Below are 23597 nucleotides of genomic sequence, written 5' to 3' on the forward strand. Positions count from 1 at the left end.
GGCGCCGGGCGATCGCAGGATTGCCCGGCACCCGGGCAGGACGGGCCGTCTCCCAGCCGGGGGGCGGCCCGTTCGCGTGTCCGGCTGCGGCTCAGGCCTGCTCGGCCGCCCGCTCGAGCCCGTTCGCGGCGCCGTCGTGCAGCCCCGAGCGCAAGTTGACGAGGTGGTCGAGGAGCTCGCGGCGATGGCCGAGTTCGAGGCCCGTCATGCCCCCGGCCTGGTCGGGGATGCAGGCCATCCGCCCCTGCAGCTCGCGGCCCTTCGGGGTCAGGAAGATGCTCACCTGCCGCTCGTCGGCCCGGTCGCGGGCGCGGCGGACATGGCCCGAGCCCTCGAGCCGCTTCAGGAGCGGCGTCAGCGTGCCGGAATCCAGGAACAGGCGGGTGCCGATCTCCTTCACCGTCAGCCCTTCCTCCTCCCACAGGACGAGGAGCACGAGGTATTGCGGATAGGTGAGGTCGTGCTCGGCCAGCAGGGTGCGGTAGGCGCGACCGAAGGCGTGGGCGGCCGCGTAGACGGCGAAGCACAGCTGGTTGTCGAGGCGCTGCGGATCGAGCGCATCGACGGCGCGGGCCGGAACCACCTCCGGCCTCGCCGATGGCTGCCCGTTCGGTTCACGACGGGTCGACATGCACACCACCCCACTCTGGCACGCCGTGCGCGCCGCGGTTCATGAATTGAAGCAATATCCTAGCCACACTCAGCGCATCGCACAATCAAGACGCGAAAACCCGCAACACGCGAAGACTCGGCGCGCATTCCGATTGCGCCCAACCGGGTATGGTGCGATAAGGCGATATCGATTGCGCGCAATCGATATCGCGGCCCCCTCGTAGCAGGCACACGGGCACGCGAGACCGGTCGGCGCTCTCCGACACTGTCCGCCCAGCGCGCGGGACGCAACCGTCGATTGAGCGCTCCCACAACCGAAACCCCATACCCGGAGACGATCATGCAGGCTCTCTACACCGCCCACGCCCATGCCACCGGTGGACGCGAAGGCGCGGCCGCGACCGACGACGGCAAGCTCGGCCTCACCCTCTCGACCCCGAAGGAGCTCGGCGGCGGGGGCGGCGCCGGCACCAATCCCGAGCAGCTCTTCGCGGCCGGCTACGCCGCCTGCTTCCTCGGCGCGATCAAGTTCGTGGCCGCGCAGGACAAGGTGAAGATCACCGACGACGCCAAGGTCGAGTCGACGGTCGGCATCGGCAAGCGCGAGGACAGCACCGGCTTCGGCCTCACCGTCACCCTGAAGGCGACGCTGCCGGGCATCGACCACGCGACCGCGCAGGACATCGTCAAGCGCGCCGACGTGGTCTGCCCCTACTCGCACGCCACCCGCGGCAACATCCGGGTCGACATCTCGGCGGCCTGATCGGCCGCGCGCTGAACCAGGCAGGTGGCGACCGCGTAGGTGACGCGGGCGCCGCCGGCCTCGAAGGTCCTGAGCACCCGGCGCAGGGTGCCGGCCGGGAGCGGAGCACGCCCGGCGGTGCCGGCGCCGATCGCCCGCAGCGCCGCCAGGAAGGCGTGCCCGTCGGGATGGGCCTCCCGCACGGGCTCGACCGAGACCGAGATCGTGCAGCCCGGGAGCCGCAGCCCCGCCAGGCGCGCCTCGGGCGGGTAGGGGAGGGCGGCGGGAACGAGCCCGTGCGCCCGCTGCGCCGCCGCCCACTCGGCGAAGGTGCCCTCCGCCAGGGTGGCGAGCGCGAGCCAACCGCCCGGGGCCAGCAGCCGGCTCAGGCCCGCGAGGGCGCCGGGCAGGTCCTCGAACCACTGCGCCGCGAGGCTCGAGGCGATCAGGTCGAAGCCCGGCCGGGCTTCGAGGCAGGGCCGCTCGCCGTCCATCGCCAGGAAATCGAGGCCGCCGGGATCCCCCGCCGCGCCCATCCGCGCGCGGCAGCGGGCGAGCATGCCGGGGGCGATGTCGGTGACGAGCATCGGGCCGGCCGGGAGGCGGGCGCGCAGGGCGGCGGTGAGGAATCCCGTGCCGCAGCCCACTTCGAGGATGCGCGGGCGCGCGGGCAGCGGCAGGGCCGCGATCCGCCGGGCCAGGCCCTCGGCGACCGGCCGCTGGATCCCGGCCGCCCGGTCGTAGGCCTCGGCGCCGTCGAAGGCGCGCGCGACCGCCTGCTTCCAGGGCGTTGTCCGGGATGGGGCGGCAGCCGTCGCGGTGGGCATGCCCCAGGGCCTTAGCTCGGCGGCGTCCGGGGCTCAAGCGCGGGCTTCTCCGGCCCGGTGGCTCCTGGACCTGCCGCGAGAAGGGGAAGCAGAGCCGGCAGAAGAGATGCTTTCGTCTGGAAACAAATTCTGCCGGGCGCGATGCCGGCAGCACCCCGTCCCTCACGCGCTCGCGGGTCCGATATCCGCGGGTTCCTCGTCCATCAGCGGGTGCAGGTCGCGCACCATGTTCTTCAGGCGCTCGTCGAGGACGTGGGTGTAGATCTGGGTCGTCGAGATGTCGGCGTGGCCGAGCAGCTCCTGCACGATGCGCAGGTCGGCGCCGTTCTGCAGCAGGTGGCTGGCGAAGGCGTGGCGCAGCACGTGGGGGCTGACCCGGTCCGGCCGGAGGCCGGACGCCGCCGCCGCGGCCTTGAGGTCGCGGGCGAAGGCCTGCCGGGTGAGGTGGCCGCTCGCGCTGTCGGCGGGGAACAGCCAGGGGCTGTCGGAGGGGGAGGCCGCCAGGTGCTCGCGCATGGCGGCGCGCGCCATCTCGGTGAGGGGCACGAGGCGCTCGCGCCCGCCCTTGCCGCGCACCACGAGGAAGCGCTCCCGGGTCGCGCCCGCCGCCCGCGGCAGCGCGATCAGCTCCGAGACGCGCAGGCCCGTGGCGTAGAGGAGCTCGATCAGGCAGAGCATCCGGCGGGCGCGGGCGGCGAGCGCGCGCGCCTCCTCCCCCCGCCCGGCCGTCACCTGCTCGCGGGCGACGGCGAGCAGCCGGTCGACCTCCTGCACCGACAGGATCTTGGGCAGGCTCCGGCCCCGGCGCGGGCCGGCGAGCGGCGCGCTCGGGTCGGTCTCGGCCATCCCCTCGGCGTAGAGGAACTTGTGGAAGCCGCGGATGCAGGAGAGCCGCCGCGCCGCCGAGGCGCTCTTGAGCCCCCGCGTCTCGAGCCCGGCGATGTAGGCGCGCAGCGCCCCCGCCTCGACCTCGGCCGGATCGAGGCCCTCCTCGGCCAGATACCCGAAATAATCCTCGAGGTCGCGCCGGTAGGCCTCGAGGGTGTTGCGCGCCGCGCCCCGCTCGGCCGCCAGCATGTCGAGATAGGCGGCGATCTCGGGGACGGGCGCGCCCGTCCGCGGCGACGTCCGCGCCGGGCCCGCCCGCGTCACCGATTGCCCGGCTGGAGCTTCGCGGCCGGGATGGTCACGCTCATCTCGCGCGGGGTCGGCTCGACGAAGGTCGCCAGGGCGAACATGCCGGCGAAGACGAGGCCGGCCAGGATCGCGATCGTGGCGAGGAAACGGAACAGGGTCGGCACGTCGGGCGAACCTCGATCGGGCGGGTGTGGCGGGCGGCCCCGGATGCGGCGGGCAACGTGTTGCGCTGCGGGGTCCAGGCGGTTCCACCATGCGAGGCAGGCGATGGCAAGATCCGGGAAGACACAGGCCGCCCGGCTTCCTGCACCGCAGCGGGCCGCCTCGCGCCGGAGGGCCCGGTGGCCGGCGGCGGCGCACCCCCGACCGGGTGCGCTCGGGCGGCGGTTTCCGCTGTTTCGCACGGGCGCCAAAACGCGCTAAGAGCCACCCGATGACACCCCGGCGCGCTGCCCCGGCCCGCCCGGCACGACCGGATGCGCCGCGGTGGCTCGAACCTGGGCTCGAACCTGTCGTCCGAACCGTTGTTCATGCGTAGACTGCCGTCATGACCGAGCCTGAGCCAGCAGGCGAAACGATCGAAGCGCGCTTGCGCCGGGCCCTCGGGCCGCGGTCGATCGTGCTCGTCGGCCTGATGGGGGCGGGCAAGAGCACCGTCGGGCGCCGGCTCGCGAACCGGCTCGGCATGATCTTCAAGGACGCCGACAACGAGATCGAGGCGGCGGCCGGCCTGACGATCCCCGACATCTTCGCGATCTACGGCGAGCCGAGCTTCCGCGAGGGCGAGGAGCGGGTGATCTCGCGCCTGATCCGCGAGGGGCCGATGGTGCTCGCCACGGGCGGCGGCGCCTTCATGCGCGATTCCACCCGCGCCCGCATCAGCGAGGGCGGCCTCTCGGTCTGGCTCAAGGCCGACCTCGACGTGCTGATGCGGCGCGTGCGCAAGCGCGGCAACCGCCCGCTCCTCCAGACCGAGAACCCGGAGGAGACGATGCGCCAGCTCATGGAGGCGCGCCACCCCGTCTACGGCGGCGCCGACGTGATGGTGCTCTCCCGCGACGTCTCGCACGACCGGGTGGTGCAGGACGTGATGGAGGCGCTGGACAGCCATCTCAACGGCCCCGCGCGGCAGGGCATCGCCGCCCAATAAGTGCATCGCCGCCCAATAAGTGCATCGCCGCCCAATAGACGAGGCCCCGATCCGTGACCGAACCCCTGACCGTGCAGGCACCCCTGACCGTGCACGTGCCCCTCGACGGGGGCCGCGCCTACGACATCCTGATCGGCCGCGGCCTGCTGGCCGGCGCGGGCGCGCGGGTCGCCGCCCTCGAGGCCCGCGCCGCCGCGATCGTCACCGACGAGACCGTGGCGGCCCTCTACGGCGAGACCCTGCGGGAGAGCCTGGAGGCGGCCGGGCTGCGCTCGGGCATCGTCGCGGTGGCGCCCGGGGAGGCCTCGAAATCCTACGCCACCTACGCGGCGGTCTGCGACGGGCTCCTCGCCCACCGGGTCGAGCGGGGGGACCTCGTGGTCGCGCTCGGGGGCGGCGTGGTCGGCGACCTCGCGGGCTTCGCCGCCGCGACGCTGCGGCGCGGCGTGCGCTTCGTCCAGGCGCCCACGACGCTCCTCGCCCAGGTCGATTCCTCGGTCGGCGGCAAGACCGGCATCAACGCGCCCCTCGGCAAGAACCTGATCGGCGCCTTCCACCAGCCGCGCCTCGTCCTCGCCGACACCGCCGCCCTCGACACCCTGTCGGAGCGCGAGATGCGGGCGGGCTACGCCGAGGTCGCGAAGTACGGCCTCATCGGCGATGCGGGCTTCTTCGACTGGTGCGAGGCGAACTGGCGCGGCATCTTCCGGGGCGGCCCGGAGCGCGACGAGGCGGTGGCGATCTGCTGCCGCGCCAAGGCCGGCGTGGTGGTGCGTGACGAGCGCGAGGACGGGGAACGCGCCCTGCTCAACCTCGGCCACACCTTCGGCCACGCCCTCGAGCGCCTGACGGGCTACGAGTCCGCCCGCCTCGTCCACGGGGAGGGGGTGGCGATCGGGCTGGCGCTGGCCTTCCGCTTCTCGGCCCGGCTCGGCCTCTGCCCGGGCCAGGACGCGGGCCGGGTCGCCAACCACCTCGCCCTCGCGGGGCTGCCGACGACGCTCGGGCAGGTGCCGGGGGGCAGCGGCGACGCCGACGCCCTCCTGGACGCCATGGCGCAGGACAAGAAGGTGCGCGACGGCGCCCTCACCTTCATCCTGGCCCGCGGCATCGGCCGGAGCTTCATCGCGCCCGGGATCGATCGCGCCGCGGTGCGGGACTTCCTGCAGGACGAGCTGCGGCTGGGGTGAGGCCGGCCCCGCCTCAGGGCGCGACCCCGGCCGGGACCGGAACGGGAGCGACGCTCGGCACGCCGCCGCAGAGGCGGCGGGCGGCGGCGATCGCCAGGGCCGCGATCGCTGCGCCCGCGATCAGGTCGACGAAGTAGTGGCCGCCGTCGATCGGCGTGGCGGCGATCAAGACACCGTTGAGGGCCAGCCCGGGCCAGCGCGTCCAGCGCGAGGCCCAGAAGGCGCGGGCGAAGATCACCCCGAGGGCGGCGTGGAAACTCGGGAAGGTGATGATGCCCTCGAGGTGGCGCAGCGAGACCACCCGGAAGGTGCCCGCGCGCAGGCTCTTCAGATCGGCCACATGGACGAAGGCCGCCGCGGGATCGAGGTTCGGGAAATCGGCCTGCGGATCCAGGCCGAGCTGCACGAACATCGCCATGGCCGGGGTGATGCCCGAGACGGCGATCGAGGCCAGGGCCGCGAGGATCAACGCCATCACGAATTCGCGGCAGGCGGTGAAGCGTCCGGAGAAGCCCAGCACGGTCACGGCCAGGAGCATCTGGGGCAGGAGGCTCTGGTAAGCGAGGGTGAAGACGAATCCGAGCCGCGGGTGCGCGTCCACGAAGGCGAGATAAGCGCGCCAATCGAGCCCCAGGGCGCGATCCCATGAGAGGAACGTCGCGTCCCAGAGCGGCCCACCGCTGCCCGCGACGGCGTAGGACAAAGGCCCTGCGACCGCCGTGAAAGCGACGAGCTGGGCGGTGGCGGTCATCGCCGCGGCGAGGCGCTCGTCCGGGCGGACGCTCCGGTAGAAGGCGGCGCCGGCCGCGAGGGCGAGGCAGGCGAGGCCGGGCATGAGGGCGCTCGCCCAATCGAGGGACAGCCCGATGCCGGCCATCCAAACCGCCGTCACCGCGGCGACCGCCCCGATCAGGTGCCAGATCCCGGCCGTGCCGCGCGTCCCGTCACTCACTCGCCTGACCCTCCGGGTCCCTCGGACCCGGATTAGCGCGCAGGCGCGAACGCCGCGTTAATGCGGTCGCGGCGCGGGGTGAGGCCTCAGGCGGCGAGCGCCCGGTTCACGGTGGAGCGGAGGTCGGCGAGGGAGAACGGCTTCGTCAGCACGTCCGTCACGATGGCGTCGAGGCCGCGGGCGCGCTCGCGCTGGTCGGCGAAGCCCGTCATCAGCAGGATCGTCAGGTTCGGGAAGTCGCGCTTGGCCGCGAGCGCCAGCGCGATGCCGTCCATCAGCGGCATCCGGATGTCGGTGAGCATCAGGTCGAAGGCGCCGTCGGCCTCGTTCAGGCGGTCGAGCCCATCGCTGCCGTCGATGGCCGTGATCACGGCATGGCCGTCGATCTCGAGGCCGCGCTTGAGGAAGCCCCGGACCGTCTCCTCGTCATCGACGAGCAGGATGCGCGCCATGTCGTCCCGTCTTCCCCATTGGTTGCGCCGACAAGCGCCGCTCGAATCAGAGTAAGTCGAAGCTCGCCCTGTCAAGGTACGGCCGGGCGCAACGGTTCCGGCCACGGCCGTATGCGCGCAAATGTCGCGACCGGAGGAACCGTCTGTCAACCAAAGGATTTCGTGGCTCAGGTGCCGCCGAACAGGTCCGGCTCGCTGCTGTCGTAGTCGACCAGACCGACGAAGGGCAACTGCCGGTAGGCGTGGGCGACGTCCATTCCGTAGCCGACCACGAACACGTCCGGGCAGGTGAAGCCGACGAAATCGGCGTCGATCGTCACCGCGCGTTTGCCGGGCTTCTCGAGGAGCACCGCCGTCATCACCCGCCTGGCGCCGCGCGCCATCAGCAGGTCCTTGGCGAACACGATGGTGCGGCCGGATTCCAGGATGTCGTCGATCAGGAGGACGTCGCGCCCGCGCACCTCGCTCTCCACGTCGCGCAGGATCTCGACCTGCCCGGACGACACCGTGCCGGTGCGGTAGCTCGAGAGGTGGACGAACTCCACCTGCGGCGAGAGGCCGGACCGGTGCAGGGCCCGCAGCAGGTCGGCCGCGAACATGAAGCTGCCCTTGAGCACCGCCACGACGAGGAGGTTCTCGGGTTTCGTGGCGACGATCGCCTCGGCGAGTTCCTCGTTGCGCCGGGCGATGGCGGTTTCGTCGAACAGGACGCGGACGCGTCGGGAGGGGCTGGTCATGGCTCTGTCTTAGAGCATGTGGCGGGCCTCTGCCCACGCCCCCGCGCGCAAAAAAACCGGCCTTCCCCCACCGGCGCTCCGGGGTGCGAAGCGGCCAAGCAGGGGCTGCCGGCTCAGTGCGGCGCGGCGGGCGCCCGCTCGGGCGCGGCGGCCGCGGCGGCCGCCTGGACGGGGGCGAATCGCAGGGCGATCGCCCGTCCCTGGGCCGGCGCGTCGGCGAAGCTCGCCCGGAAGCGGGCGCTCTCCCCTTGCGCCAGGAACGGGCGCGGGGCCGGCGCCGTCAGGACGCGCAAGGGGTGGTCGAGGGCGTCGCGCACCTCGACCTCGATCGCCGTCACCAGGACCCCGTCCCTGGCGAGGCCGACGACGTCCCCCTCGATCACGAGCTCGACCGGGCGCCCGGCGTCTGCGGGGTTCATGAAGGCCACGACGTCGCGCATCTCCAGCCCCCGCAGGTTCACCGGCAGGCCGATGCGGGCATAGAGCCCCGCGGTCTGAGGCATCGCCCGCACCACGGTGCTGCGGGCGAGGAGCCCGAGGGGGATGCCCGCCAGCAGCACGAGGGCGGCGGCCGCCACCGGGGAGATCCCGGCGAGGCCGAGCCGGCCCTTGCGGGCCCAGCCCCCCGCCGTCCCCGTCCGGACGCGGGGCTTGGCGCCGGCCCTCGCCCCGGTCCTCGCCCCGGCCCCGGCGTCCGGGCGGGGCGGCACGTTCTCGACGACGGCTCCGGCCGCGGCGCGCGCCTCGGCCTCCGCGACGGCGTCCGCCCCGAAGCGCTCGATGTCGAGCTCCTCGGCGCGGCCCGCCAGGACGTCCGCCGGGGTGATGAACCAGGTCTCGCGGCAGGCGGCGCAGCGCACGGAGCGCCCCTCCATCCCGACGCGATCCGCCTCGATCCGGTACTGGCTGGCGCAGGCGGGGCAGACGATCAGCACGGCGGGACGCTCCCCTCAGCGATCGGCGGTTGCCGCTCGCTGAAAAAACACTCAAACGGTTGTCGCGGGTCAGGGTTAATCCCCGGTGAAGCCGCGCCGCCGCGGGCCCGGCGCGACGCCGGGACGGGGCGGCCGGGCTTGAAAACGCCGTGCCGGGGGCTCATCCCCGGTCGTCGGCGGGGCTGAGGGCCCCGGCAACACGGGACTCGGGGGCACCTTGGGCGAACGGGTGAAGACAGGCAGCCTTCTGTCCGGCGCTGAGGAGCCGGTGGTGCAGTTCGAGAATGTCGGCATGCGCTACGGCCTCGGGCCGGAGGTGCTGTCCGATGTCAGCTTCCGGATCCAGCCGCGCTCGTTCCAGTTCCTGACCGGGCCCTCGGGGGCCGGCAAGACCACGCTGCTGCGCCTGATCCTGCTCTCGGTGCGGCCGACGCGGGGCCTCGTCTCGGTCTTCGGCGAGGAGGTCAGCGGCATCTCCAGCGAGGCGCTCACGTCTTTGCGCCGCCGCATGGGCGTGGTGTTCCAGGATTTCCGCCTGCTCGACCACCTCACCACCTACGAGAACGTGGCGCTCCCCTTGCGCGTCCAGGGCCGGGCCGAGGCGAGCTACCGGGCCGAGGTGGTGGAACTGCTGCGCTGGGTCGGCCTCGGCGAGCGCATGCACGTGCTGCCGCCGCTCCTCTCGGGCGGCGAGAAGCAGCGCGCCGCCATCGCCCGGGCGCTGATCGCCCGGCCCGAACTGCTGCTTGCCGACGAGCCCACCGGCAACGTCGATCCCGGCCTCGGGCGGCGGCTGCTGCGGCTCTTCGTGGAGCTGAACAAGCTCGGCACCTCCGTGATCATCGCGACCCACGATTACGGGCTGATGGACCTCGTCGACGCGCGCCGTATGGTCCTGGGGCACGGGCGCCTGCAGATCGAGGGATGATGGCCGAGACAGCGACCCCCCAGACGCCCCCCGCCGCGCCCGTCGCCCTCCAGGCGGCCCTGCCCCCGACCCTGCGGCGCAACGCCCCCCTGGTGCCGACGGATTCCGCCGCGAGCCGGTCGCTGGCGGCCGTCATCGCCATCCTGACCTTCCTGGCCGCCCTCTGCGCGGGAGCCGCCGAGATCGTGGCCTCCAGCGCCGGACAGTGGCAGGGCGCCGTGACCCAGGAGGCGACGATCCAGGTGCGGCCGAGCCCGGGCCGCGACCTCGACGCCGACATCGCCAGGGCCGAGGCCATCGCCAAGGCGGAGCCCGGCATCGCGGCGACGCGGGTGTTCTCGAAGGCCGAGGCCGAGCGCCTGCTCGAGCCCTGGCTCGGCTCGGGCCTCGACCTCTCGGACCTGCCGGTGCCCCGCCTCGTCACCCTGAAGCTCGCCGACAGCCCCGTGCCCGACCTCAAGCGCCTGCGCGGGGCCCTGACCGCCGCCATGCCGGGCGTCGCGAGCCTCGACGACCACGCCCTCTGGCTGCAGCGCCTCTCCACCATGGCCAACACCTTCGTGGGCGTGGGCGTCGGCATCGTCACCCTGGTGCTGATCGCCACGGGGCTCGCGGTGGCCTTCGCGACCCGCGGCGCGATGGCGGGGAACAAGGAGGTGGTGGAGGTGCTCCACTTCGTGGGCGCCGACGACGACTTCATCGCGCGCGCCTTCCAGCGCCGCTTCTTCGGCCTCGGCCTGCGCGGCGGCGTGATCGGGGCGGGCCTGGCGCTCGCGGCCTTCGGGCTCGCGGGGCTGCTCGCCCGGGCCTGGCGCTCCGGCCCGGCCGGCGAGGAGATCGAGGCCCTGTTCGGCGCCTTCCATATCGGCTGGCGGGGCTATGCCAGCGTTCTCCTCATCGGGGTCATCGCCTCCCTGGTCACCGGCATCGTCTCGCGCCTGACGGTCCGGCGCTTCCTGGCCTGAGGCGGGGCGCGGGGGATGCACCCCACCGTTGTCTGCGCGGCGAGACGTCTCGCAAGACGGGCGGCCGGCGGCCGGGCGCGCGGGGATTTCCATGACGGGCCGGGCATTTGGCGCCGCTTGGTACGGCTCGTTAACCCTTTGTGAACTTTTCCGGGACGGAATGCTTGCCTCTGGGGCGGGCCCTGTCGGGGCCGCCTCTCGGGTGCCGCAATCGGTGCTATCCTCTCGGAGAATGACGTCGCGGATGCCACGCGTACCCGATCTGAGCCCGGCGGACGCCTTCGGCTGGACCTGGCAGGACGCCCGGCAGGACGCCCGGCAGGACGTCCTGAAGGGCGCTTGGACGCGCGTGCCGCGGCCGAGCCGGACCCTGCGGGCCGAGCCCGCGCAGGCGGCCCCCGAGGGCAGGGCGCCGGAGCGGGCCGCGCAGGCGACCCCCGACCCGGCCCTCCCCGCCGCGCCCCCGCCGCGCCGCCCCGGCACGGTCGCCACCGCCTGCCTCGGCTTCGCGGGCCTCGGCGGCATCGCCCTCGGGGCCGGGTTCCTCGCCTTCGTGGCCTGCCTGGACCGGATCGAGCGGACGCCCGCCGCCCGCGCCGACGGAATCGTGGCCCTCACGGGCGGCGCGCAGCGCATCGGCGACGCGATCGACCTGCTGGCCGGCGGCTACGGCCGGCGCCTCCTGATCACCGGGGTCAACGAGCGCACCAGCCGCGACGAGATCACCCGACTCAACCCGACCCAGCGCCACTGGATCGATTGCTGCGTCGACCTCGACTACCGGGCGCGCAACACCATCGGCAACGCCATCGAGACCCGGCGCTGGATGCGCGAGAACCGCTTCAGCACCGTCGCGGTGGTGACCTCGAACTACCACATGCCCCGCACCCTGATCGAGCTCGACCACGCGCTGACGGGCGGCGACCGGATCGTGCCCCACCCCGTCATCGCCGAGGGCTTCGACGCCGGCCGCTGGTGGCAGCATCCCGGCGCGGCGCGGCTGCTCGCCGCCGAGTACGTGAAGTTCCTGGCCGCCTGGGTCCGGACCCGCTTCGAGACCGACCCGGAGCGCTCCCGCGCGGCGATCCTGATCGGCCGCGGCAAGCCCGTGAAGATGGTGGCCGAGCCCCTGATGCGCCGGATGAACTGAGGCGCGCCCTCAGAGCCCGCGGCAGCGGGTCTTCAGCAGCCCGGCGAATTCCTTCTCGGAGCCCTGCACCTGCGACAGCCGCTCGATGCGCTCCGTGCCGGAGAGGCAGCGGCCGTAGACGCTCGCGACCCGCCGCATGGTATCGACGTGGCGGCGCCAGACCCGGCAATTGCGGGCGTCATCCCCGTCGGCCTGCTCGAGCTGGTCGATCGCCTGGCGCTGCATCGACTGGGCCACCAGGACGTCGCGGGCGCAGGCCGTGTCGCCCCCGGGCTGGGCCCGGGCGGGCGGGCCCGCGAGAGCCGCAGCCGCGAGGCACAGTCCCGCAGCCAGGGCCGCGGGCGCGGCCCGCCTCGTTCCGGGCCGGCTCATGCCGCCTGGGAGGCCGAGGTGCGGGTCAGGAGCGCGTAGAGGGCGCTGGCGTCGCGGGCGGCGCGGATGCGCTCCAGGATGCCGGGTTCGCGCAGGATGCGGGCGACCTGGGCCAGGGCCTTGAGGTGGTCGGCCCCCGCCCCCTCGGGCGCGAGGAGCAGGAAGGCGATGTCGACGGGCTGGCCGTCCAGGGACTCGAAATCGACCGGGCGCTCCAGGCGGGCGACGAGGCCGAACAGGCGGTCGAGGCCGGGCAGCTTGCCGTGCGGGATGGCGACGCCGTCGCCGATCCCGGTGGAGCCGAGGCGCTCGCGCTGGAGCAGGGTCTCGAAGACTTCGCGCTCGTCGAGGGCCGGGAGCTGACGCACCGCCTGGGCGCTCAGCTCCTGGAGAACCTGCTTCTTGGCGCGGGCACGCAACGACGGCACCACGGAATTCGGATCGAGGAATTCCAGCACTGACATGGAGGACCGCTGCCCCGTCGGCAGGGCCCGAATCGGGACCCCGCGCAGTGAGAATGGCGCCGCGGGCCTTGGGCCCGCATGACCCCAATGGTCAATGGCCGAGGTCGGAGCGGGTTCCGGGACAGGGCCCGGGCCCGCGCCTTGCGTCGCGTTCAGGACGCGGCGTCCGGCGGGTCGACCCAGCCGATCGCCCCGTCGCTGCGCCGGTATACGACGTTGATGCGGCCGGTGCCAGCGTGAACGAACACGATGACCGGGGCCCCCGTCAGGTCGAGGGCGGTGACCGCCTCGCTGACCGAGTGGCGCTTCAGGGTCCGGGTGCTCTCGGCCACCACGGGCGGGTGGGCGGCCTCCTCCTCGACCGGATCGGCGATGTCCTCCTCGACGTCGTCGTGCACGGGGGCGGCGAACACCGCGTAGGCCGCCTCGACGGTGGCGCCGTTATGCTCGGCCGCGCCGTGGTCCTTGAGCTTGTGCTTGTAGCGGCGCAGGCGCTTCTCGAGCCGGTCCGCGGTCTGCTCGAAGCTCGCGCGGGCATCGTGGGCGGCCGAGGAGGCCTCGATGGTCAGGCCCGAGACGAGGTGCAGGATGCAGTCGGTCCGGTAAGAGGTCCCGTCCCGCCGCAGGGTCACGTGCCCCGAGCAGGTCCCGTTCATATGGCTGTCGAGGTATTTCGAGAGGGTGGCGGCCATCCGCTCTTCGACCCGTCCCCGCAGGGATTCGCCGAGGTCCAGGCCATGGCCTGTGACGCGCAATGCCCCCATGATTCCTCCGCTTTGTTGGATCTCGCCCGTCAGAGTAAGGAGCGGCGCCCGCAGAAGTCAACGCGCCGCCGCCCGCGGCAAGCGGCCAGCCCGCCGCGCCCCCTCTCCCGGGCGGGAGAGGCCGGGTGCGCCGCCGTCCGCGCCACCGCGTCGTTCCGAAGAGCCAGTGGCGAGCGCAGATCAGTGCGCGGGCACCGCGACGCGCCCCCTCTCCCGTGCGGGAGAGGGCTGGGGTGAGGGATGCGACCTCTCCGGACAACGCGCACCCCTCACCCTTCCGCTCGCGTGGATTCGACCACGCCCGGACGGGTGAGGCGCTCCGCGCACGCGGCCCCGGGATGACGATGCGGGTGGCGGAACGGCTGCGGGTGGCTGGGCTCAGCGTCCCGCATGGGCGAAATGGTCCCGGCGCCGCTCGATCGAGGAGGGGATGCGCAGGGATTCGCGGTACTTCGCGACCGTGCGCCGGGCGATGTCGATGCCCTCGTCGCGCAGGCGCTGCACCAGGGCGTCGTCCGAGAGCACGTCGCTCGGCGCCTCGCCGTCGACGAGCTGCTTGATGCGGTGGCGCACGGCCTCGGAGGAATGCGAGGCCGTGCCGGCCGCGCCGGGGATCGCGGCGGTGAAGAAGTACTTCATCTCCAGGGTGCCGCGGCTGGTGCCGATCGACTTGTTCGAGGTCACCCGCGAGACCGTGGATTCGTGCATGCCGATGGCCTCCGCCACCGTCTTCAGGTTGAGGGGGCGCAGGTGCGCCACCCCGTGCACGAAGAACCCGTCCTGCTGGCGCACGATCTCGGTGGCGACCTTCAGGATGGTGCGGGCCCGCTGCTCCAGGCTGCGGGTGAGCCAGTTCGCGGTCTGCAGGCACTCGGACAGGAAGGCCTTGTCGCCCTCCGCCGCCGCGCCCCGGGAGACCCGGGCGTAGTAGCTCTGGTTGACGAGGACCCGGGGCAGGGTCTCGGCGTTCAGCTCGACGAGCCAGGCGCCGTCGGGCCCCATGCGCACGAAGACGTCGGGGATCAGGACCTCGACCGCGGAGGCGCCGAAGGCGCGGCCGGGCTTCGGGTCGAGGCGGCGCAGCTCGCCCAGCATCTCGACGAGGTCCTCGTCGTCGACGCCGCAGAGGCGGCGCAGCCCCGCGAAGTCGCGCTTGGCCACGAGGTCGAGGCGGGAGACCAGGGCCTGCATCGCCGGATCGAAGCGGTCGCGCTCGCGCAGCTGCAGGCTCAGGCACTCGGCGAGGTCCCGGGCGGCGACGCCGGCCGGGTCGAAGGTCTGGATCAGCTTCAGCACCCGGGCGACGTCGTCGAGGCCGGTGCCGAGGCGCTCGGCCACCGCGTCGATCGGCTCGCGCATGTAGCCCGCCTCGTCCACCGCATCGATCAGGAAGCCGCCGATGAGGCGGTCCCGGGGATCGCGGGTGGCGAGGTCGAGCTGCGCCGAGAGATGCTCGCGCAGGGAGATCTCGGCCGTCAGCGTCGCGTCGAAATCGGGCGCCTCGGCGTCGAAGCTGCCCCCGGTGCTGCCGTAGGGCGCGGGCGTCAGGGAGAGCATGTCGCCGGAGGCGGCCTCGCGGGCCGGGCTCGGGGTGTCGTCCGGGAAGACGTTGTCGAGGCGGGTGTCGAAATCCCCCTCGATCTGGCTCTGGCTCATCTCGGTGGGGAGCCAGGCCTCGGCCTCGCCGCCCTCGCCCTCGCCGTCGAAGCCGGCCTCCGGGACGTCGGGGGCGGCATCGGCCGCCTCGCGCGCCTCGCCGCCCTCGCCCTCGACGCGCTCGAGGAGCGGGTTGCGCTCGAGTTCGGCATCCACGTAGGCCGCGAGGTCGAGCTGGGAGAGCTGGAGGAGTTTGATCGCCTGCAGGAGCTGCGGCGTCATCACCAGGGCCTGACCCTGGCGCATCTCGAGCCGTTGCAGCAAACTCATGGCGGTGCCCCGATTCTCCGAGAGATGACGGCCGGGCCAGCCGAAAACCGGCGGCGGCACATTTCTTGCTTCCTCTCTTGTTTCTAGCTCTAGCCCCATTGCGATGCCGCGTCAAAGCGCGATCGCGTCGCGCCACCCATGCGGCCCGCCCGTGGCGGGAACAGCACAGGGCCGGGATGCGCCGGCCCGCGGGACCACCGCGAGCCCCCGGAACGCCGCGATCCCCGGTCGCCGCTATCCTGGCGCCGCGATGCTAAGGTTTGCTGAAGGCCGCCGGCCGGGCGTTCGCCAAAGGGTCAGGATGGGTTCGCGGAGGGCCGGGGGCCCTACAGGCGGAAATCCTCGCCGAGATAGAGCCGGCGCGCGTCGGGGTTCGCCACGATCTGCTCGGGCGTGCCCTCGGTCAGGATGCGGCCCGAATGGGCGATGTAGGCGCGGTCGATCAGCCCCAGCGTCTCGCGGACGTTGTGGTCGGTGATGAGCACGCCGATGCCCCGGCCCTTGAGGTGCTTCACGAGGTCCTGGATGTCGCCGACCGCGATCGGGTCGATGCCCGCGAAGGGCTCGTCGAGGAGCATGAAGCTCGGCGAGGAGGCGAGCGCCCGAGCGATCTCGCAGCGCCGCCGCTCGCCCCCCGAGAGGGCGATCGAGGGGGCCTTGCGCAGGCGGGTGATGTTGAACTCCTCGAGGAGCGCGTCGAGCTTGCGCTCGCGCTCTCGCCGGTCGGGCTCGACCACCTCCAGCACCGCCCGGATGTTGTCCTCGACGCTGAGGCCGCGGAAGATCGAGGCCTCCTGCGGCAGGTAGCCGATGCCGAGCCGGGCCCGCTGGTACATGGGCAGGTGCGTGATCGGCAGGCCGTCGAGGGTGATGTGGCCCTGGTCGGCCGCGACCAGCCCGGTGATCATGTAGAAGATCGTGGTCTTGCCGGCGCCGTTCGGCCCGAGCAGCCCCACCGCCTCGCCGTTATGCACGGTGAGGCCGGCCTCGTGCACGACCGTGCGGGCGCCGTAGCTCTTGCGCAGGCCGCGCACCGAGAGGATGCCGGGGCCGCCCTCGGCGTCGAAGCCCTCCGGCGCCGCCGCCTCGCGCGGCGCCGCCCCCGCGCTCCGGGACCGGCCGAAGAGCCGGCCGAGGAGCGAGGGGCCGCGGGCGGCGCCGGCGGCCTGGGCGCGGGCGGGCTGGCGCGGCGCGGGGGCCGCCCGGAGCGGCAGGGCGGCGGTGCTCACCGGGCCGGTGCTCAATTTGCCTGGGCCCGGGGCTTCCCGGCGGGGATCTCGGCGGCGGGCTTGTCCTCGGCCGGCTTGTCTCCACCGGGCTTGTCACCGCCGGGTTTGGGCGCCGCCTTGGCGATGCCCGGGGTGGCGCAGCCCTTGGAGCCGCCCTTGGCGTCGGCCTTCTCGCCCGGCACGAACAGGGCCGAGACGCGCCCGCCCGCCACCGGGTCCATGTTCGCCCGCCCCGTGCCCATGTCGTAGACGAGGCGCGAGCCGCGGGTGACGTTCTGGCACTGGCTCAGCACGACGTTGCCGGTGAGCACGATGCGCTTGGCGGCCTGGTCGAAGACGGCGTTGTCGCCGGTGGCGACCTGGTCCTTCTGCACCACCGTCACGGGGCCGGCGCACTCGACCTTCTGGATGCCGTTCTCGCCCATCGCTGCCTTCTCGGCGGGTTTCTCGGCCTCGTCGGCGGCGGGCGCGTCGCCCTTCTTCGCGTCCTTCGCGTCCTTGCCGCGCTTGTAGTGCACCGTCATGGTCGAGCAGCGGATGGTGCTGTCGCCCTGGACGGCCACGACGTTGCCGACGAAGACCGCCTTGTTCTCGCGGTCGAACACGTCGAGGCGGTCGGCGTCGATCTTGATCGGCTCCTTGCCGCCGCCCCCGAGGGCGCCGAGCGGCGAGGCCTCCTTCTTGGCCGGCGCCGCGGCGGGGGCGGGGGAGGCTCCGCCGGTCTTCTGCGCCAGGGCCGGCCCGGCCGCGGGCAGGCCGACGGGGCCGGCGAGCAGGCAGAGCGCGAGGCCGGACCCGGCGAGACGCTTCAGGCGGGATCGCGTCATGGCTGCCCATCCGCGGGTTCGGCGGCCGAGGTCACGATGCGGGCGGCCCTGTCGGCGCCCTCGGCCTTGTCGGCCTTGGCGTCGCCGCCGTTGAACACCGTGCGGACGTTGCCGATGAAGGAGATCACCTTGCCGTTGTCGACGACGTCGAGGCTGTCGGCCACGACCGCGCCGCTCGGCACCGTCACGGTCACGGCCTCGCGGGACGTCACGGTGCCGGCCTTGAAGTCGACCGCGGCGGATTTCAGCCGCGCCTCCTCGCCCTTGTCGGTCCAGAGGCGGATGTCGCGCTCGAGGGTCAGTGATTCGCGGCTGGTGTCGAACAGCCCCGTCGCCGCCTCGATCCGGGCGATGCCGCCCTTGTCGTCGGTGGCGATGTGGCCGCGCATGGCCTCGAGCTCGATCAGGCTCGGCTTGCGCACGTCCTGGAGGGCGGCCGCCGCCGTCACCTCGTAGCCGCGGTCGTTCTTGCGGAAGCCCGAGAGCCGCGGGTTCTCCATCCGGACCTTCGTGCCCGACAGGCTGACCGGGCCGATGGCCACGCTCGGCGCCAGGGTTCCGAAGGGGTTGAACAGGGTCGCGGCGCCGAGGAGCAGCACGGCGGCGCCCGCCGCCACCGGGATCAGGCGGCGCAGGGTCTTCACCTGCGCGCTGTGGGAGCGCGCCCGGGCATGCGCCCGCGTCCGGCGCGGATTCGCGCCGCCTGCGGGGCCCCTCGTCTCGACGGCGTCGACCACCTGCATGACATTCCTGAGAGGCACCGGCGCGTTCCTCGCCGCGCCGCCGGTTCACGGTCCCCGACCGCCGGCGGCTGCCGGATGCGCTTGCCCGGTGGCGAAGTTATGGCCTGAGCGTTTCGGAATGTTCAACCGCGGCGCAGCGTCGAGGATTGCCGACGACCGGTTTTCCGCCGAGGCGATGTGCGGCGCCACACCGATTCGACGGGCGGATACCGGCCGCGAAGGCGTCAGGTATGCGCGAAGATGTCGACCTCGGGCCAGCCGGCGAGGTCGAGGCGGGCGCGGGTCGGCAGGAAGTCGAAGCAGCTCTGCGCCAGGTCGGTGCGGCCCTCGCGCGCCAGCATCGCGTCGAGGCGGGCGCGGGCCGCGTGCAGGTGCAGCACGTCGGAGGCCGCGTAGTCGAGCTGGGCCTGGCTCAGGGTCTCGGCGCCCCAGTCGGAGGATTGCTGCTGCTTCGACAGGTCGACGCCCACGAGTTCGCGGACCACGTCCTTGAGCCCGTGGCGGTCGGTGTAGGTGCGGGCGAGCTTCGAGGCGACCTTGGTGCAGTAGACCGGCGCCGGCATCACCCCGAGGGCCCGGAACAGCACCGCGAGATCGAAGCGGGCGAAGTGGAAGATCTTGAGCACGCCCGGATCCGCGAGCACCCGCCCGAGGGTCTCGGGGGCCGGCCCCTCCGGCCGGATCTGCACCACGTCGGCGCTGCCGTCGCCGCGGGAGATCTGCACGACGCAGAGCCGGTCCCGGTGCGGGTTGAGCCCGAGGGTCTCGGTGTCGATGGCGATGGCCGGGCCGGCCTCGTAATCGGCGGGCAGGTCGCCGCGGTGGAGGCGGATGGCGGGCTGAGCGGGCATCGGGTCGATTCGGGCGAGTGTTGGGGCAGGTGCCTGAGACGCAAGCGGATTTTTCGCGCCTAGCATCCGGGCCGGCCCGCAGCAAGCCCGGGGCCTTCGGCGAACGCCCGCGCCGTCCCCCGGGCTTGCTGCGGCGGCGCGAAGTCCCGCGGCGGCGGCGCGAAGCCCCGCGCCGCCGCCACAACGTCCCGGTCCGAGACCTTACTTCTGCTTGGCGATGACCTTGTCCTTGATCCCGTCATAGACGTTCTGCGGGATGATCTTCTTGGAGACGAGCTCGTCCTTGCCCTTGTAGGGGCGGCCCTTGATGATCGCGCCGGAGCGGGCGGCGCCGATGCCCGGGAGCGCGTCGAGTTCGTCCGCGCTGGCGCTGTTGAGGTCGACCAGGGCGCCCTTGGCGGCGTTCGGCGGGCCGGCCACGGGGGCGGTGGGCTTGGCGGGCGCCGCCGGGGCCGCGGGCGCGCCGGCGCTCGGCTTCGTCGGGCTCGCGGGGCCGGGCGTCGCGGGGCTCGGGCTCTGAGCGAGGACGGGTGCCGCCGCGAGGCAGGTCAGGAGGGCGAGGGTGCGCAAGAGGGATGACGTCATGGCGGTTCTCCCGGAGCCGTTCCCGCCGGTGGCGGCCTCGGCCCCCTCGATCTAGGGCGCGCGACTTGAACCCGGGCTTAACGGTGCGGCGTGGCGCCGCCCCCGGGGATTGCGCCGGGCGCCTCGCGCGTGCGGGCCCCTGCGCAGGGAAAGCCTCTTGCATCCCCGGCCCGGTTGCGGCATGGGCAGGCGGCCCCCGCGCGACGGCTCTAGCCAGACGGGGTGGGTGCCGCTATAAGCGCGCCCTCGAATCTCCGTTTGATGACGGTGCGCGAGGCGATCCTCCGAGACGGGGGCCGCCGGAGCGCACCTTTGCCAGTTCCAGCAGGACCCTCGTCATGGCCGTTCCGAAGCGAAAGACCTCCCCCTCGCGGCGCGGCATGCGCCGGTCCGCCGACGCCCTCAAGGCCCCGACCTATGTCGAGGACAAGGATTCGGGCGAGCTGCGCCGTCCCCACCACATCGACCTGAAGACCGGCATGTATCGCGGCCGCCAGGTTCTCAAGGTGAAGTCGGCCGAGGCCTGAGGCTTCCGGCCCGCGACAGCCTCGCGGGCTCCCGGGCGCGCCGCCGCGGCGCGCCATCCGCATCACCCCGAGACCGGTCCCTCAGGCGCGCCGCCGCGCGGCTTGCGCGTAGAGGGAGGCCGCCGCCCGCGTGCGCTCCCCGCGCGAGGGGCGCAGGCGCGGGTCCGCGCTGACGATCAACTGCGCGACGAATCCCGCCAGCGGCCGCCGGACGACCGGCCCGGCCCGGGCCGCCGCCTCCCCCACGACCGTCAGCGCCCGCGACCCCGCCTCCGTGCCGGATCGCGACGCCGCCGCGCCGGCCTGCGCCATTTCCGGATCCCCCGTCCCAGCCTGCACCATCACCCCCGGCCCTCCGCGCCCCGTCGCGCGGCCGCTGCAAAGGTGGGACCGACGTTAACGTTTCGTCAACCTTTTGCTGGGTGACGAAGCGGCACGCCCCTTCTCCCGTGCGCGAGAGGGTCGGGGTGAGGGGGGCGACCGCTCGGGACAGGTCGCACCCCCCCACGCCTCAGCCGAAGGCGCCGACCTCGTGTTGGATCATGCCGGAGATCTCGCGGACCTGGACGAACATGCGGTGGATCGGCTGGAACAGGCCGCCATGCTCGGCCTCGTAGGTGCCGACGTCGCGGGGCCCCGCGGGCTCGCCGAAATTGAGGCCGAGGGTCGGGTCGGGGGTGATCGGGAAGATCTCGTCGAGGAGGGTGAGGCAGCCCTCGATGTCGAGGCGCAGGAAGCGCTCGAGGAGCTGGTCGCGGGTGACGCCGGCCTGCGGGCGGAAGCCCGGGATGTGGACGGCCAGGAACCAGATCCGGTGGATCAGCGCGAGGCGGATCGCGTGGAGCAGGGTCAGGCGCACCGACATCTTGCGCAGGTCCGGCGCCGCCTGCTGCAGGGTGAGCCAGTCGGTGGTGAGGCGGCCGAACAGGCGGCGCAGGGCCGGGGCGAGGTTGAGGCGCTCGAGCGCGCCCGCGATGACCACGAGCTCGTCCCGGCGGCCGTCCTTCTGGGTGCGGCGCGCCCGTTCCAGCCAGACGGCGGGGTCGAGGGTGTCGATATAGGCCCGCAGCACGTCGAGGTCGCTGACGGTGGCGGCGTGCTGGACGATCCGGAAGGCGCGGGAGAAGCGCACCGAGTCGCGGCGCATGTCGCGGAACAGGTCCGGCGCCCGGCCCGCCGCCCGGCCCATGCCGTGGAGCGAGTTCGCGAGGTAGCCGAGCTGGTGCAGGATCGCGTTGTTGGGGATCGCCCGCATCTGGCGCGGGTGGGTGATCATGGCGGGCCCGCCCGAATCCGACTGGCGCGCGACGGGGCGCGAGCCGGTGCGGTCGATCAGGCTCGGGCCGAAGGTGCCGAGGAGCGCGGCGTAGCCCGCGTCGTCGACGAGGGCCTCCATGTCCTGGCGCGCCACGGTGAAGAACTCGGCGGCGAAATCCGCCGCCCCGTAGATCGGGTCGTCGGTCTCGTCCGCCCCCGCGCGGGGCTCGGAGAGGACGTAGTCCGCGAAGGCGTCGTCCTCCGCGACGTCGAGGGCGAAGACGTGCTCGGCGATCCGGGCGACGCTCGCGGTGGCGAGGGGGAGCGTGCCGAACAGCAGGTAGCCGTCCGTGCCCTGGAAGCTCGATTCGAGGCGGACCGGGATGCCCGCCTGGCGGTTGCGGCGGCGCGCATCCTCGGGGGCGAGATAGGCGAGGCGGTCGCGCAGGGAGGTCGGGTGGGCGCCCCGGCCGATCGATTCGCCGTGGGTGTCGAAGATCGCGAGCTCGACCCCCGCGAGGTCGTTCTGGACGAGGAGCTCGGTGAGGCGCAGGCGCAGGCGCTCGATCCAGAAGGTGGCGGCGAGCTGGCCGACGTAGCGGCCCGAATCCGAGTAGCCGAACTGCACCGTCAGGCGCCCGATGCGCTTGAGGTACTGGCGCCAGTGCGGGTTGCGCAGGGCGTCGTCGAGGACGCGGATGCCCTGCTCCAGCGCCGAGGCGGTCTCGAACAGGGGCGTGATCTCGACCTTGTCGGCGATGCCGTAATGGCGCGCTAGCCAGAGGGCGGCGAGCAGCGTGTAGCCGGTCTCGGTCTCGGCGATGAGGAAGCGCACCGGGTGGGTGCCGTCCACGTGCTTGAGGATCTGAGTGATCGTCATCATCAGCCGGGCGGCGGAGGCCCGCTCGGCGGCCAGCGCCCCGAAATCCACCGCCACCGGGGTGACGTCGTTGAGGAGCGTGTGGATGGTCGAGAGGTGCGAGCGGCGCTGGGCCGCGTCGGTGGGCTCGCCGTCGAGGTCGATCACCCGCCGCACCGCGTTGTGGATCTGGCTGGCGTTGAGCCGGAAATGCGGCAGGGCGTTCGAGAGGCCGTGGGTGGCGATGCCGGAGCGCAGCACCGCGATGGTGCGCTTGTCCGCCGCCTCGGGCGCCGCCGCGACGGCGCCCGCGAGGCCGGCGAGCAGGATTCCGGCATCGGTCTGGGCCCGCTCGCGCTCGATGATGAGGGCGAGGGCGAAGCGGTGCACCGCCTCGAGGGAGGGCTGCGTGCCGAGGCGCGGCGCCACCGCGAGCTGGCGGTTGACGGCGCTGAGCGCCCCCTGGGTCAGCTCGCGCACCACGCCGGTGGCCGGGATGTCGGGGAGCTGGCGCATCACCCGGTCGAGCTGCATCCGCTTCGATTCGAGGCGGTAGCGCAGGGTGTCCCACCAGCCGATATCGGTGCGCCCGTCCGTGTCGCAGCCGACCCAGGAGGCGATGGCGAAGGGCTTGGGGACGAGCTCCGTCCAGCGGTCGGGCCAGCGCGCCCGGGCCGCGTCCAGGAGGGCGCCGTTGAAGGCGTCGAGGGCGTTGCGGCCGTGATTGGCCGCGATGCAGGCCTGCTCGAACTCGTCGTCGAGGGTGATGACGGGGTCGGGCCGGGTCGAGAGCGCGGCCGCCTTGGCGATGATCGGCGCCCGGGCGCCGGGCTCCGGCTCGCTCGCGGCCTGGGCGATCAGGGCCGCCACGGCCTTGGGCATGCCGAAGGTCGGGTGGGCGGTGAACACCACCGCGAAGGCGGTGCGCCCGACGAGGTCGCGCAGGGTCTCGAAATCCCCCGCCCGCCGCGGGACCGCGGCGACGAGGCGGGCCGGCATCGCGGCGTCCGCGGCGAGATCCGTCCCGGCCTCGAGGCCGACATAGCCGCGCAGGCGCTCGGCCCGCTCGGCCAGGGCCTGCTCGCGCAGGCGCACGAACAGGGCCTCGAGGTCAGCGGCGTTGATCTCGTCCCGGTCGAAGCGGCGGGTGATCGCGAGGGTCACGGCCAGGACCGGGTTGCGGAACGGGTCCTCGCTCGACTGCTCGCGCGAGGCCTCGATCAGGCCGAGGAGATGCTGCTCCAGCTCATCGGGGCTGCGACTCTGGTCGTCCGTTCGCATCGATCGGCCTTCGGGCATGGGACATCTCGCGCAAGGACACGCTTCGGGGACACGCTTCGGGGCACGCGCGGCGGGCGAGCCGGCCTCCGGCGGGCCCGGCGCGTCCGCGATCGGGTTCGCCCGTCTTCTCGACGG

At 73.3% G+C, this 23597-nt stretch carries 26 protein-coding genes; 7 read left to right on the forward strand and 19 right to left on the reverse strand.

The window, feature by feature from the left end:
• Positions 1 to 91: 91 nt before the first annotated feature.
• Positions 92 to 631, reverse strand: coding sequence for a MarR family winged helix-turn-helix transcriptional regulator (locus tag F6X51_RS03230; RefSeq protein ID WP_150961760.1), 540 nt, complete (start codon positions 629 to 631; stop codon positions 92 to 94).
• 321 nt (positions 632 to 952) lie between these two features.
• Between F6X51_RS03230 and F6X51_RS03235 the strand changes: the two genes are divergently transcribed.
• Entirely contained in the window at positions 953 to 1375 is a 423-nt protein-coding gene (locus F6X51_RS03235) for an organic hydroperoxide resistance protein (RefSeq protein WP_150961761.1), read from the forward strand.
• Here the strand turns inward: F6X51_RS03235 and F6X51_RS03240 are convergent.
• The 3 genes from F6X51_RS03240 to F6X51_RS28460 form a co-directional block, all read right to left on the reverse strand.
• Positions 1324 to 2181, reverse strand: coding sequence for a methyltransferase domain-containing protein (locus tag F6X51_RS03240; protein ID WP_150961762.1), 858 nt, complete (start codon positions 2179 to 2181; stop codon positions 1324 to 1326). The genes F6X51_RS03235 and F6X51_RS03240 overlap by 52 nt on opposite strands.
• Positions 2182 to 2343: 162 nt before the next feature.
• Positions 2344 to 3276 (reverse strand): site-specific tyrosine recombinase XerD, encoded by a 933-nt coding sequence (locus F6X51_RS03245; RefSeq protein ID WP_281407620.1) that lies wholly within the window; start codon positions 3274 to 3276, stop codon positions 2344 to 2346.
• Between the two features lie 53 nt (positions 3277 to 3329).
• Positions 3330 to 3482 carry a histidine kinase gene (locus F6X51_RS28460; protein ID WP_246696586.1) on the reverse strand — a complete coding sequence of 51 codons (153 nt, stop codon included), beginning with the start codon at positions 3480 to 3482 and terminating at the stop codon, positions 3330 to 3332.
• A 383-nt stretch (positions 3483 to 3865) separates the two neighbouring features.
• Here F6X51_RS28460 and F6X51_RS03250 point away from each other — a divergent pair, with 383 nt between their 5' ends.
• The gene (locus F6X51_RS03250) at positions 3866 to 4468 is read left to right on the forward strand and encodes a shikimate kinase (RefSeq protein WP_150961764.1); all 603 of its coding nucleotides are present in this window, start codon (positions 3866 to 3868) and stop codon (positions 4466 to 4468) included.
• Between the two features lie 53 nt (positions 4469 to 4521).
• Complete coding sequence (aroB, locus tag F6X51_RS03255) at positions 4522 to 5658, forward strand: 3-dehydroquinate synthase (RefSeq protein WP_150961765.1); 1137 nt, start codon at positions 4522 to 4524, stop codon at positions 5656 to 5658.
• A gap of 13 nt (positions 5659 to 5671) precedes the next feature.
• Here aroB and F6X51_RS03260 read toward each other — a convergent pair whose 3' ends face one another.
• The 4 genes from F6X51_RS03260 to F6X51_RS03275 all read right to left on the reverse strand — a co-directional run bounded on the left by F6X51_RS03260 (position 5672) and on the right by F6X51_RS03275 (position 8734).
• The gene (locus F6X51_RS03260; protein ID WP_246696587.1) at positions 5672 to 6610 is read right to left on the reverse strand and encodes a phosphatase PAP2 family protein; all 939 of its coding nucleotides are present in this window, start codon (positions 6608 to 6610) and stop codon (positions 5672 to 5674) included.
• 86 nt (positions 6611 to 6696) lie between these two features.
• Positions 6697 to 7062, reverse strand: coding sequence for a response regulator (locus F6X51_RS03265; protein ID WP_150961766.1), 366 nt, complete (start codon positions 7060 to 7062; stop codon positions 6697 to 6699).
• A 167-nt stretch (positions 7063 to 7229) separates the two neighbouring features.
• On the reverse strand, positions 7230 to 7799 hold the full coding sequence (hpt, locus tag F6X51_RS03270) for a hypoxanthine phosphoribosyltransferase (protein WP_150961767.1): 570 nt from the start codon (positions 7797 to 7799) through the stop codon (positions 7230 to 7232).
• 113 nt (positions 7800 to 7912) lie between these two features.
• Entirely contained in the window at positions 7913 to 8734 is an 822-nt protein-coding gene (locus tag F6X51_RS03275) for a zinc-ribbon domain-containing protein (RefSeq protein WP_150961768.1), read from the reverse strand.
• Between the two features lie 229 nt (positions 8735 to 8963).
• Here F6X51_RS03275 and ftsE point away from each other — a divergent pair, with 229 nt between their 5' ends.
• The 3 genes from ftsE to F6X51_RS03290 all read left to right on the forward strand — a co-directional run bounded on the left by ftsE (position 8964) and on the right by F6X51_RS03290 (position 11777).
• On the forward strand, positions 8964 to 9662 hold the full coding sequence (gene ftsE / locus F6X51_RS03280) for a cell division ATP-binding protein FtsE (protein WP_191969998.1): 699 nt from the start codon (positions 8964 to 8966) through the stop codon (positions 9660 to 9662).
• On the forward strand, positions 9662 to 10627 hold the full coding sequence (locus tag F6X51_RS03285; protein WP_150961770.1) for a cell division protein FtsX: 966 nt from the start codon (positions 9662 to 9664) through the stop codon (positions 10625 to 10627). The genes ftsE and F6X51_RS03285 overlap by 1 nt, the downstream gene beginning before the upstream one ends.
• Positions 10628 to 11150: 523 nt before the next feature.
• Positions 11151 to 11777, forward strand: coding sequence for a YdcF family protein (locus F6X51_RS03290; RefSeq protein ID WP_246696608.1), 627 nt, complete (start codon positions 11151 to 11153; stop codon positions 11775 to 11777).
• Positions 11778 to 11786: 9 nt separating this feature from the next.
• On the opposite strand, the gene F6X51_RS03295 is transcribed toward F6X51_RS03290, so the two are convergent.
• The 9 genes from F6X51_RS03295 to F6X51_RS03335 form a co-directional block, all read right to left on the reverse strand.
• A complete protein-coding gene (locus F6X51_RS03295; protein WP_246696588.1) occupies positions 11787 to 12149 on the reverse strand; it encodes a hypothetical protein in 363 nt (120 codons plus the stop codon).
• Positions 12146 to 12613: a PTS IIA-like nitrogen regulatory protein PtsN gene (gene ptsN, locus F6X51_RS03300; RefSeq protein ID WP_150961771.1), complete on the reverse strand. Its 468-nt coding sequence runs from the start codon at positions 12611 to 12613 to the stop codon at positions 12146 to 12148. Before ptsN ends, F6X51_RS03295 begins: the two co-directional genes overlap by 4 nt.
• Before the next feature lie 152 nt (positions 12614 to 12765).
• Positions 12766 to 13377, reverse strand: a complete 612-nt coding sequence (gene hpf, locus F6X51_RS03305; RefSeq protein WP_150961772.1) for a ribosome hibernation-promoting factor, HPF/YfiA family — start codon at positions 13375 to 13377, stop codon at positions 12766 to 12768.
• Positions 13378 to 13755: 378 nt separating this feature from the next.
• On the reverse strand, positions 13756 to 15303 hold the full coding sequence (gene rpoN / locus F6X51_RS03310; RefSeq protein WP_150961773.1) for an RNA polymerase factor sigma-54: 1548 nt from the start codon (positions 15301 to 15303) through the stop codon (positions 13756 to 13758).
• Between the two features lie 326 nt (positions 15304 to 15629).
• Positions 15630 to 16532 carry an LPS export ABC transporter ATP-binding protein gene (gene lptB, locus F6X51_RS03315; RefSeq protein ID WP_246696589.1) on the reverse strand — a complete coding sequence of 301 codons (903 nt, stop codon included), beginning with the start codon at positions 16530 to 16532 and terminating at the stop codon, positions 15630 to 15632.
• A gap of 11 nt (positions 16533 to 16543) precedes the next feature.
• Positions 16544 to 17359 carry an LptA/OstA family protein gene (locus tag F6X51_RS03320; RefSeq protein ID WP_150961774.1) on the reverse strand — a complete coding sequence of 272 codons (816 nt, stop codon included), beginning with the start codon at positions 17357 to 17359 and terminating at the stop codon, positions 16544 to 16546.
• Positions 17356 to 18102: a lipopolysaccharide-assembly, LptC-related protein gene (locus F6X51_RS03325; protein WP_150961875.1), complete on the reverse strand. Its 747-nt coding sequence runs from the start codon at positions 18100 to 18102 to the stop codon at positions 17356 to 17358. The genes F6X51_RS03320 and F6X51_RS03325 overlap by 4 nt, the downstream gene beginning before the upstream one ends.
• Before the next feature lie 224 nt (positions 18103 to 18326).
• The gene (locus F6X51_RS03330) at positions 18327 to 18953 is read right to left on the reverse strand and encodes a ribonuclease D (RefSeq protein WP_150961775.1); all 627 of its coding nucleotides are present in this window, start codon (positions 18951 to 18953) and stop codon (positions 18327 to 18329) included.
• Between the two features lie 201 nt (positions 18954 to 19154).
• Positions 19155 to 19538 carry a ComEA family DNA-binding protein gene (locus F6X51_RS03335; protein ID WP_150961776.1) on the reverse strand — a complete coding sequence of 128 codons (384 nt, stop codon included), beginning with the start codon at positions 19536 to 19538 and terminating at the stop codon, positions 19155 to 19157.
• A 338-nt stretch (positions 19539 to 19876) separates the two neighbouring features.
• Between F6X51_RS03335 and rpmF the strand changes: the two genes are divergently transcribed.
• Complete coding sequence (gene rpmF / locus F6X51_RS03340; protein WP_003601373.1) at positions 19877 to 20065, forward strand: 50S ribosomal protein L32; 189 nt, start codon at positions 19877 to 19879, stop codon at positions 20063 to 20065.
• A gap of 81 nt (positions 20066 to 20146) precedes the next feature.
• Here the strand turns inward: rpmF and F6X51_RS03345 are convergent, their stop codons facing one another.
• Both F6X51_RS03345 and F6X51_RS03350 read right to left on the reverse strand, forming a co-directional pair.
• The gene (locus F6X51_RS03345; protein WP_246696590.1) at positions 20147 to 20407 is read right to left on the reverse strand and encodes a hypothetical protein; all 261 of its coding nucleotides are present in this window, start codon (positions 20405 to 20407) and stop codon (positions 20147 to 20149) included.
• 169 nt (positions 20408 to 20576) lie between these two features.
• Entirely contained in the window at positions 20577 to 23462 is a 2886-nt protein-coding gene (locus F6X51_RS03350) for a phosphoenolpyruvate carboxylase (protein ID WP_150961777.1), read from the reverse strand.
• Between the last annotated feature and the right edge of the window lie 135 nt (positions 23463 to 23597).

This window comes from Methylobacterium planeticum (assembly GCF_008806345.1).
Lineage (GTDB): Bacteria > Pseudomonadota > Alphaproteobacteria > Rhizobiales > Beijerinckiaceae > Methylobacterium > Methylobacterium planeticum.

Coding starts and splice junctions, on each gene's coding strand:
- ptsN (WP_150961771.1), bottom strand. CDS start 12,613: ATGTCAGTGCTGGAATTCCTCGATCCGAATTCCGTGGTGCCGTCGTTG.
- F6X51_RS03265 (WP_150961766.1), bottom strand. CDS start 7,062: ATGGCGCGCATCCTGCTCGTCGATGACGAGGAGACGGTCCGGGGCTTC.
- hpf (WP_150961772.1), bottom strand. CDS start 13,377: ATGGGGGCATTGCGCGTCACAGGCCATGGCCTGGACCTCGGCGAATCC.
- F6X51_RS03335 (WP_150961776.1), bottom strand. CDS start 19,538: ATGACGTCATCCCTCTTGCGCACCCTCGCCCTCCTGACCTGCCTCGCG.
- rpoN (WP_150961773.1), bottom strand. CDS start 15,303: ATGAGTTTGCTGCAACGGCTCGAGATGCGCCAGGGTCAGGCCCTGGTG.
- F6X51_RS03350 (WP_150961777.1), bottom strand. CDS start 23,462: ATGCGAACGGACGACCAGAGTCGCAGCCCCGATGAGCTGGAGCAGCAT.
- F6X51_RS03320 (WP_150961774.1), bottom strand. CDS start 17,359: ATGACGCGATCCCGCCTGAAGCGTCTCGCCGGGTCCGGCCTCGCGCTC.
- F6X51_RS03250 (WP_150961764.1), top strand. CDS start 3,866: ATGACCGAGCCTGAGCCAGCAGGCGAAACGATCGAAGCGCGCTTGCGC.
- F6X51_RS03295 (WP_246696588.1), bottom strand. CDS start 12,149: ATGAGCCGGCCCGGAACGAGGCGGGCCGCGCCCGCGGCCCTGGCTGCG.
- F6X51_RS03230 (WP_150961760.1), bottom strand. CDS start 631: ATGTCGACCCGTCGTGAACCGAACGGGCAGCCATCGGCGAGGCCGGAG.
- rpmF (WP_003601373.1), top strand. CDS start 19,877: ATGGCCGTTCCGAAGCGAAAGACCTCCCCCTCGCGGCGCGGCATGCGC.
- F6X51_RS03345 (WP_246696590.1), bottom strand. CDS start 20,407: ATGGTGCAGGCTGGGACGGGGGATCCGGAAATGGCGCAGGCCGGCGCG.
- F6X51_RS03285 (WP_150961770.1), top strand. CDS start 9,662: ATGGCCGAGACAGCGACCCCCCAGACGCCCCCCGCCGCGCCCGTCGCC.
- F6X51_RS03330 (WP_150961775.1), bottom strand. CDS start 18,953: ATGCCCGCTCAGCCCGCCATCCGCCTCCACCGCGGCGACCTGCCCGCC.
- hpt (WP_150961767.1), bottom strand. CDS start 7,799: ATGACCAGCCCCTCCCGACGCGTCCGCGTCCTGTTCGACGAAACCGCC.
- F6X51_RS03325 (WP_150961875.1), bottom strand. CDS start 18,102: ATGCAGGTGGTCGACGCCGTCGAGACGAGGGGCCCCGCAGGCGGCGCG.
- F6X51_RS03240 (WP_150961762.1), bottom strand. CDS start 2,181: ATGCCCACCGCGACGGCTGCCGCCCCATCCCGGACAACGCCCTGGAAG.
- F6X51_RS03235 (WP_150961761.1), top strand. CDS start 953: ATGCAGGCTCTCTACACCGCCCACGCCCATGCCACCGGTGGACGCGAA.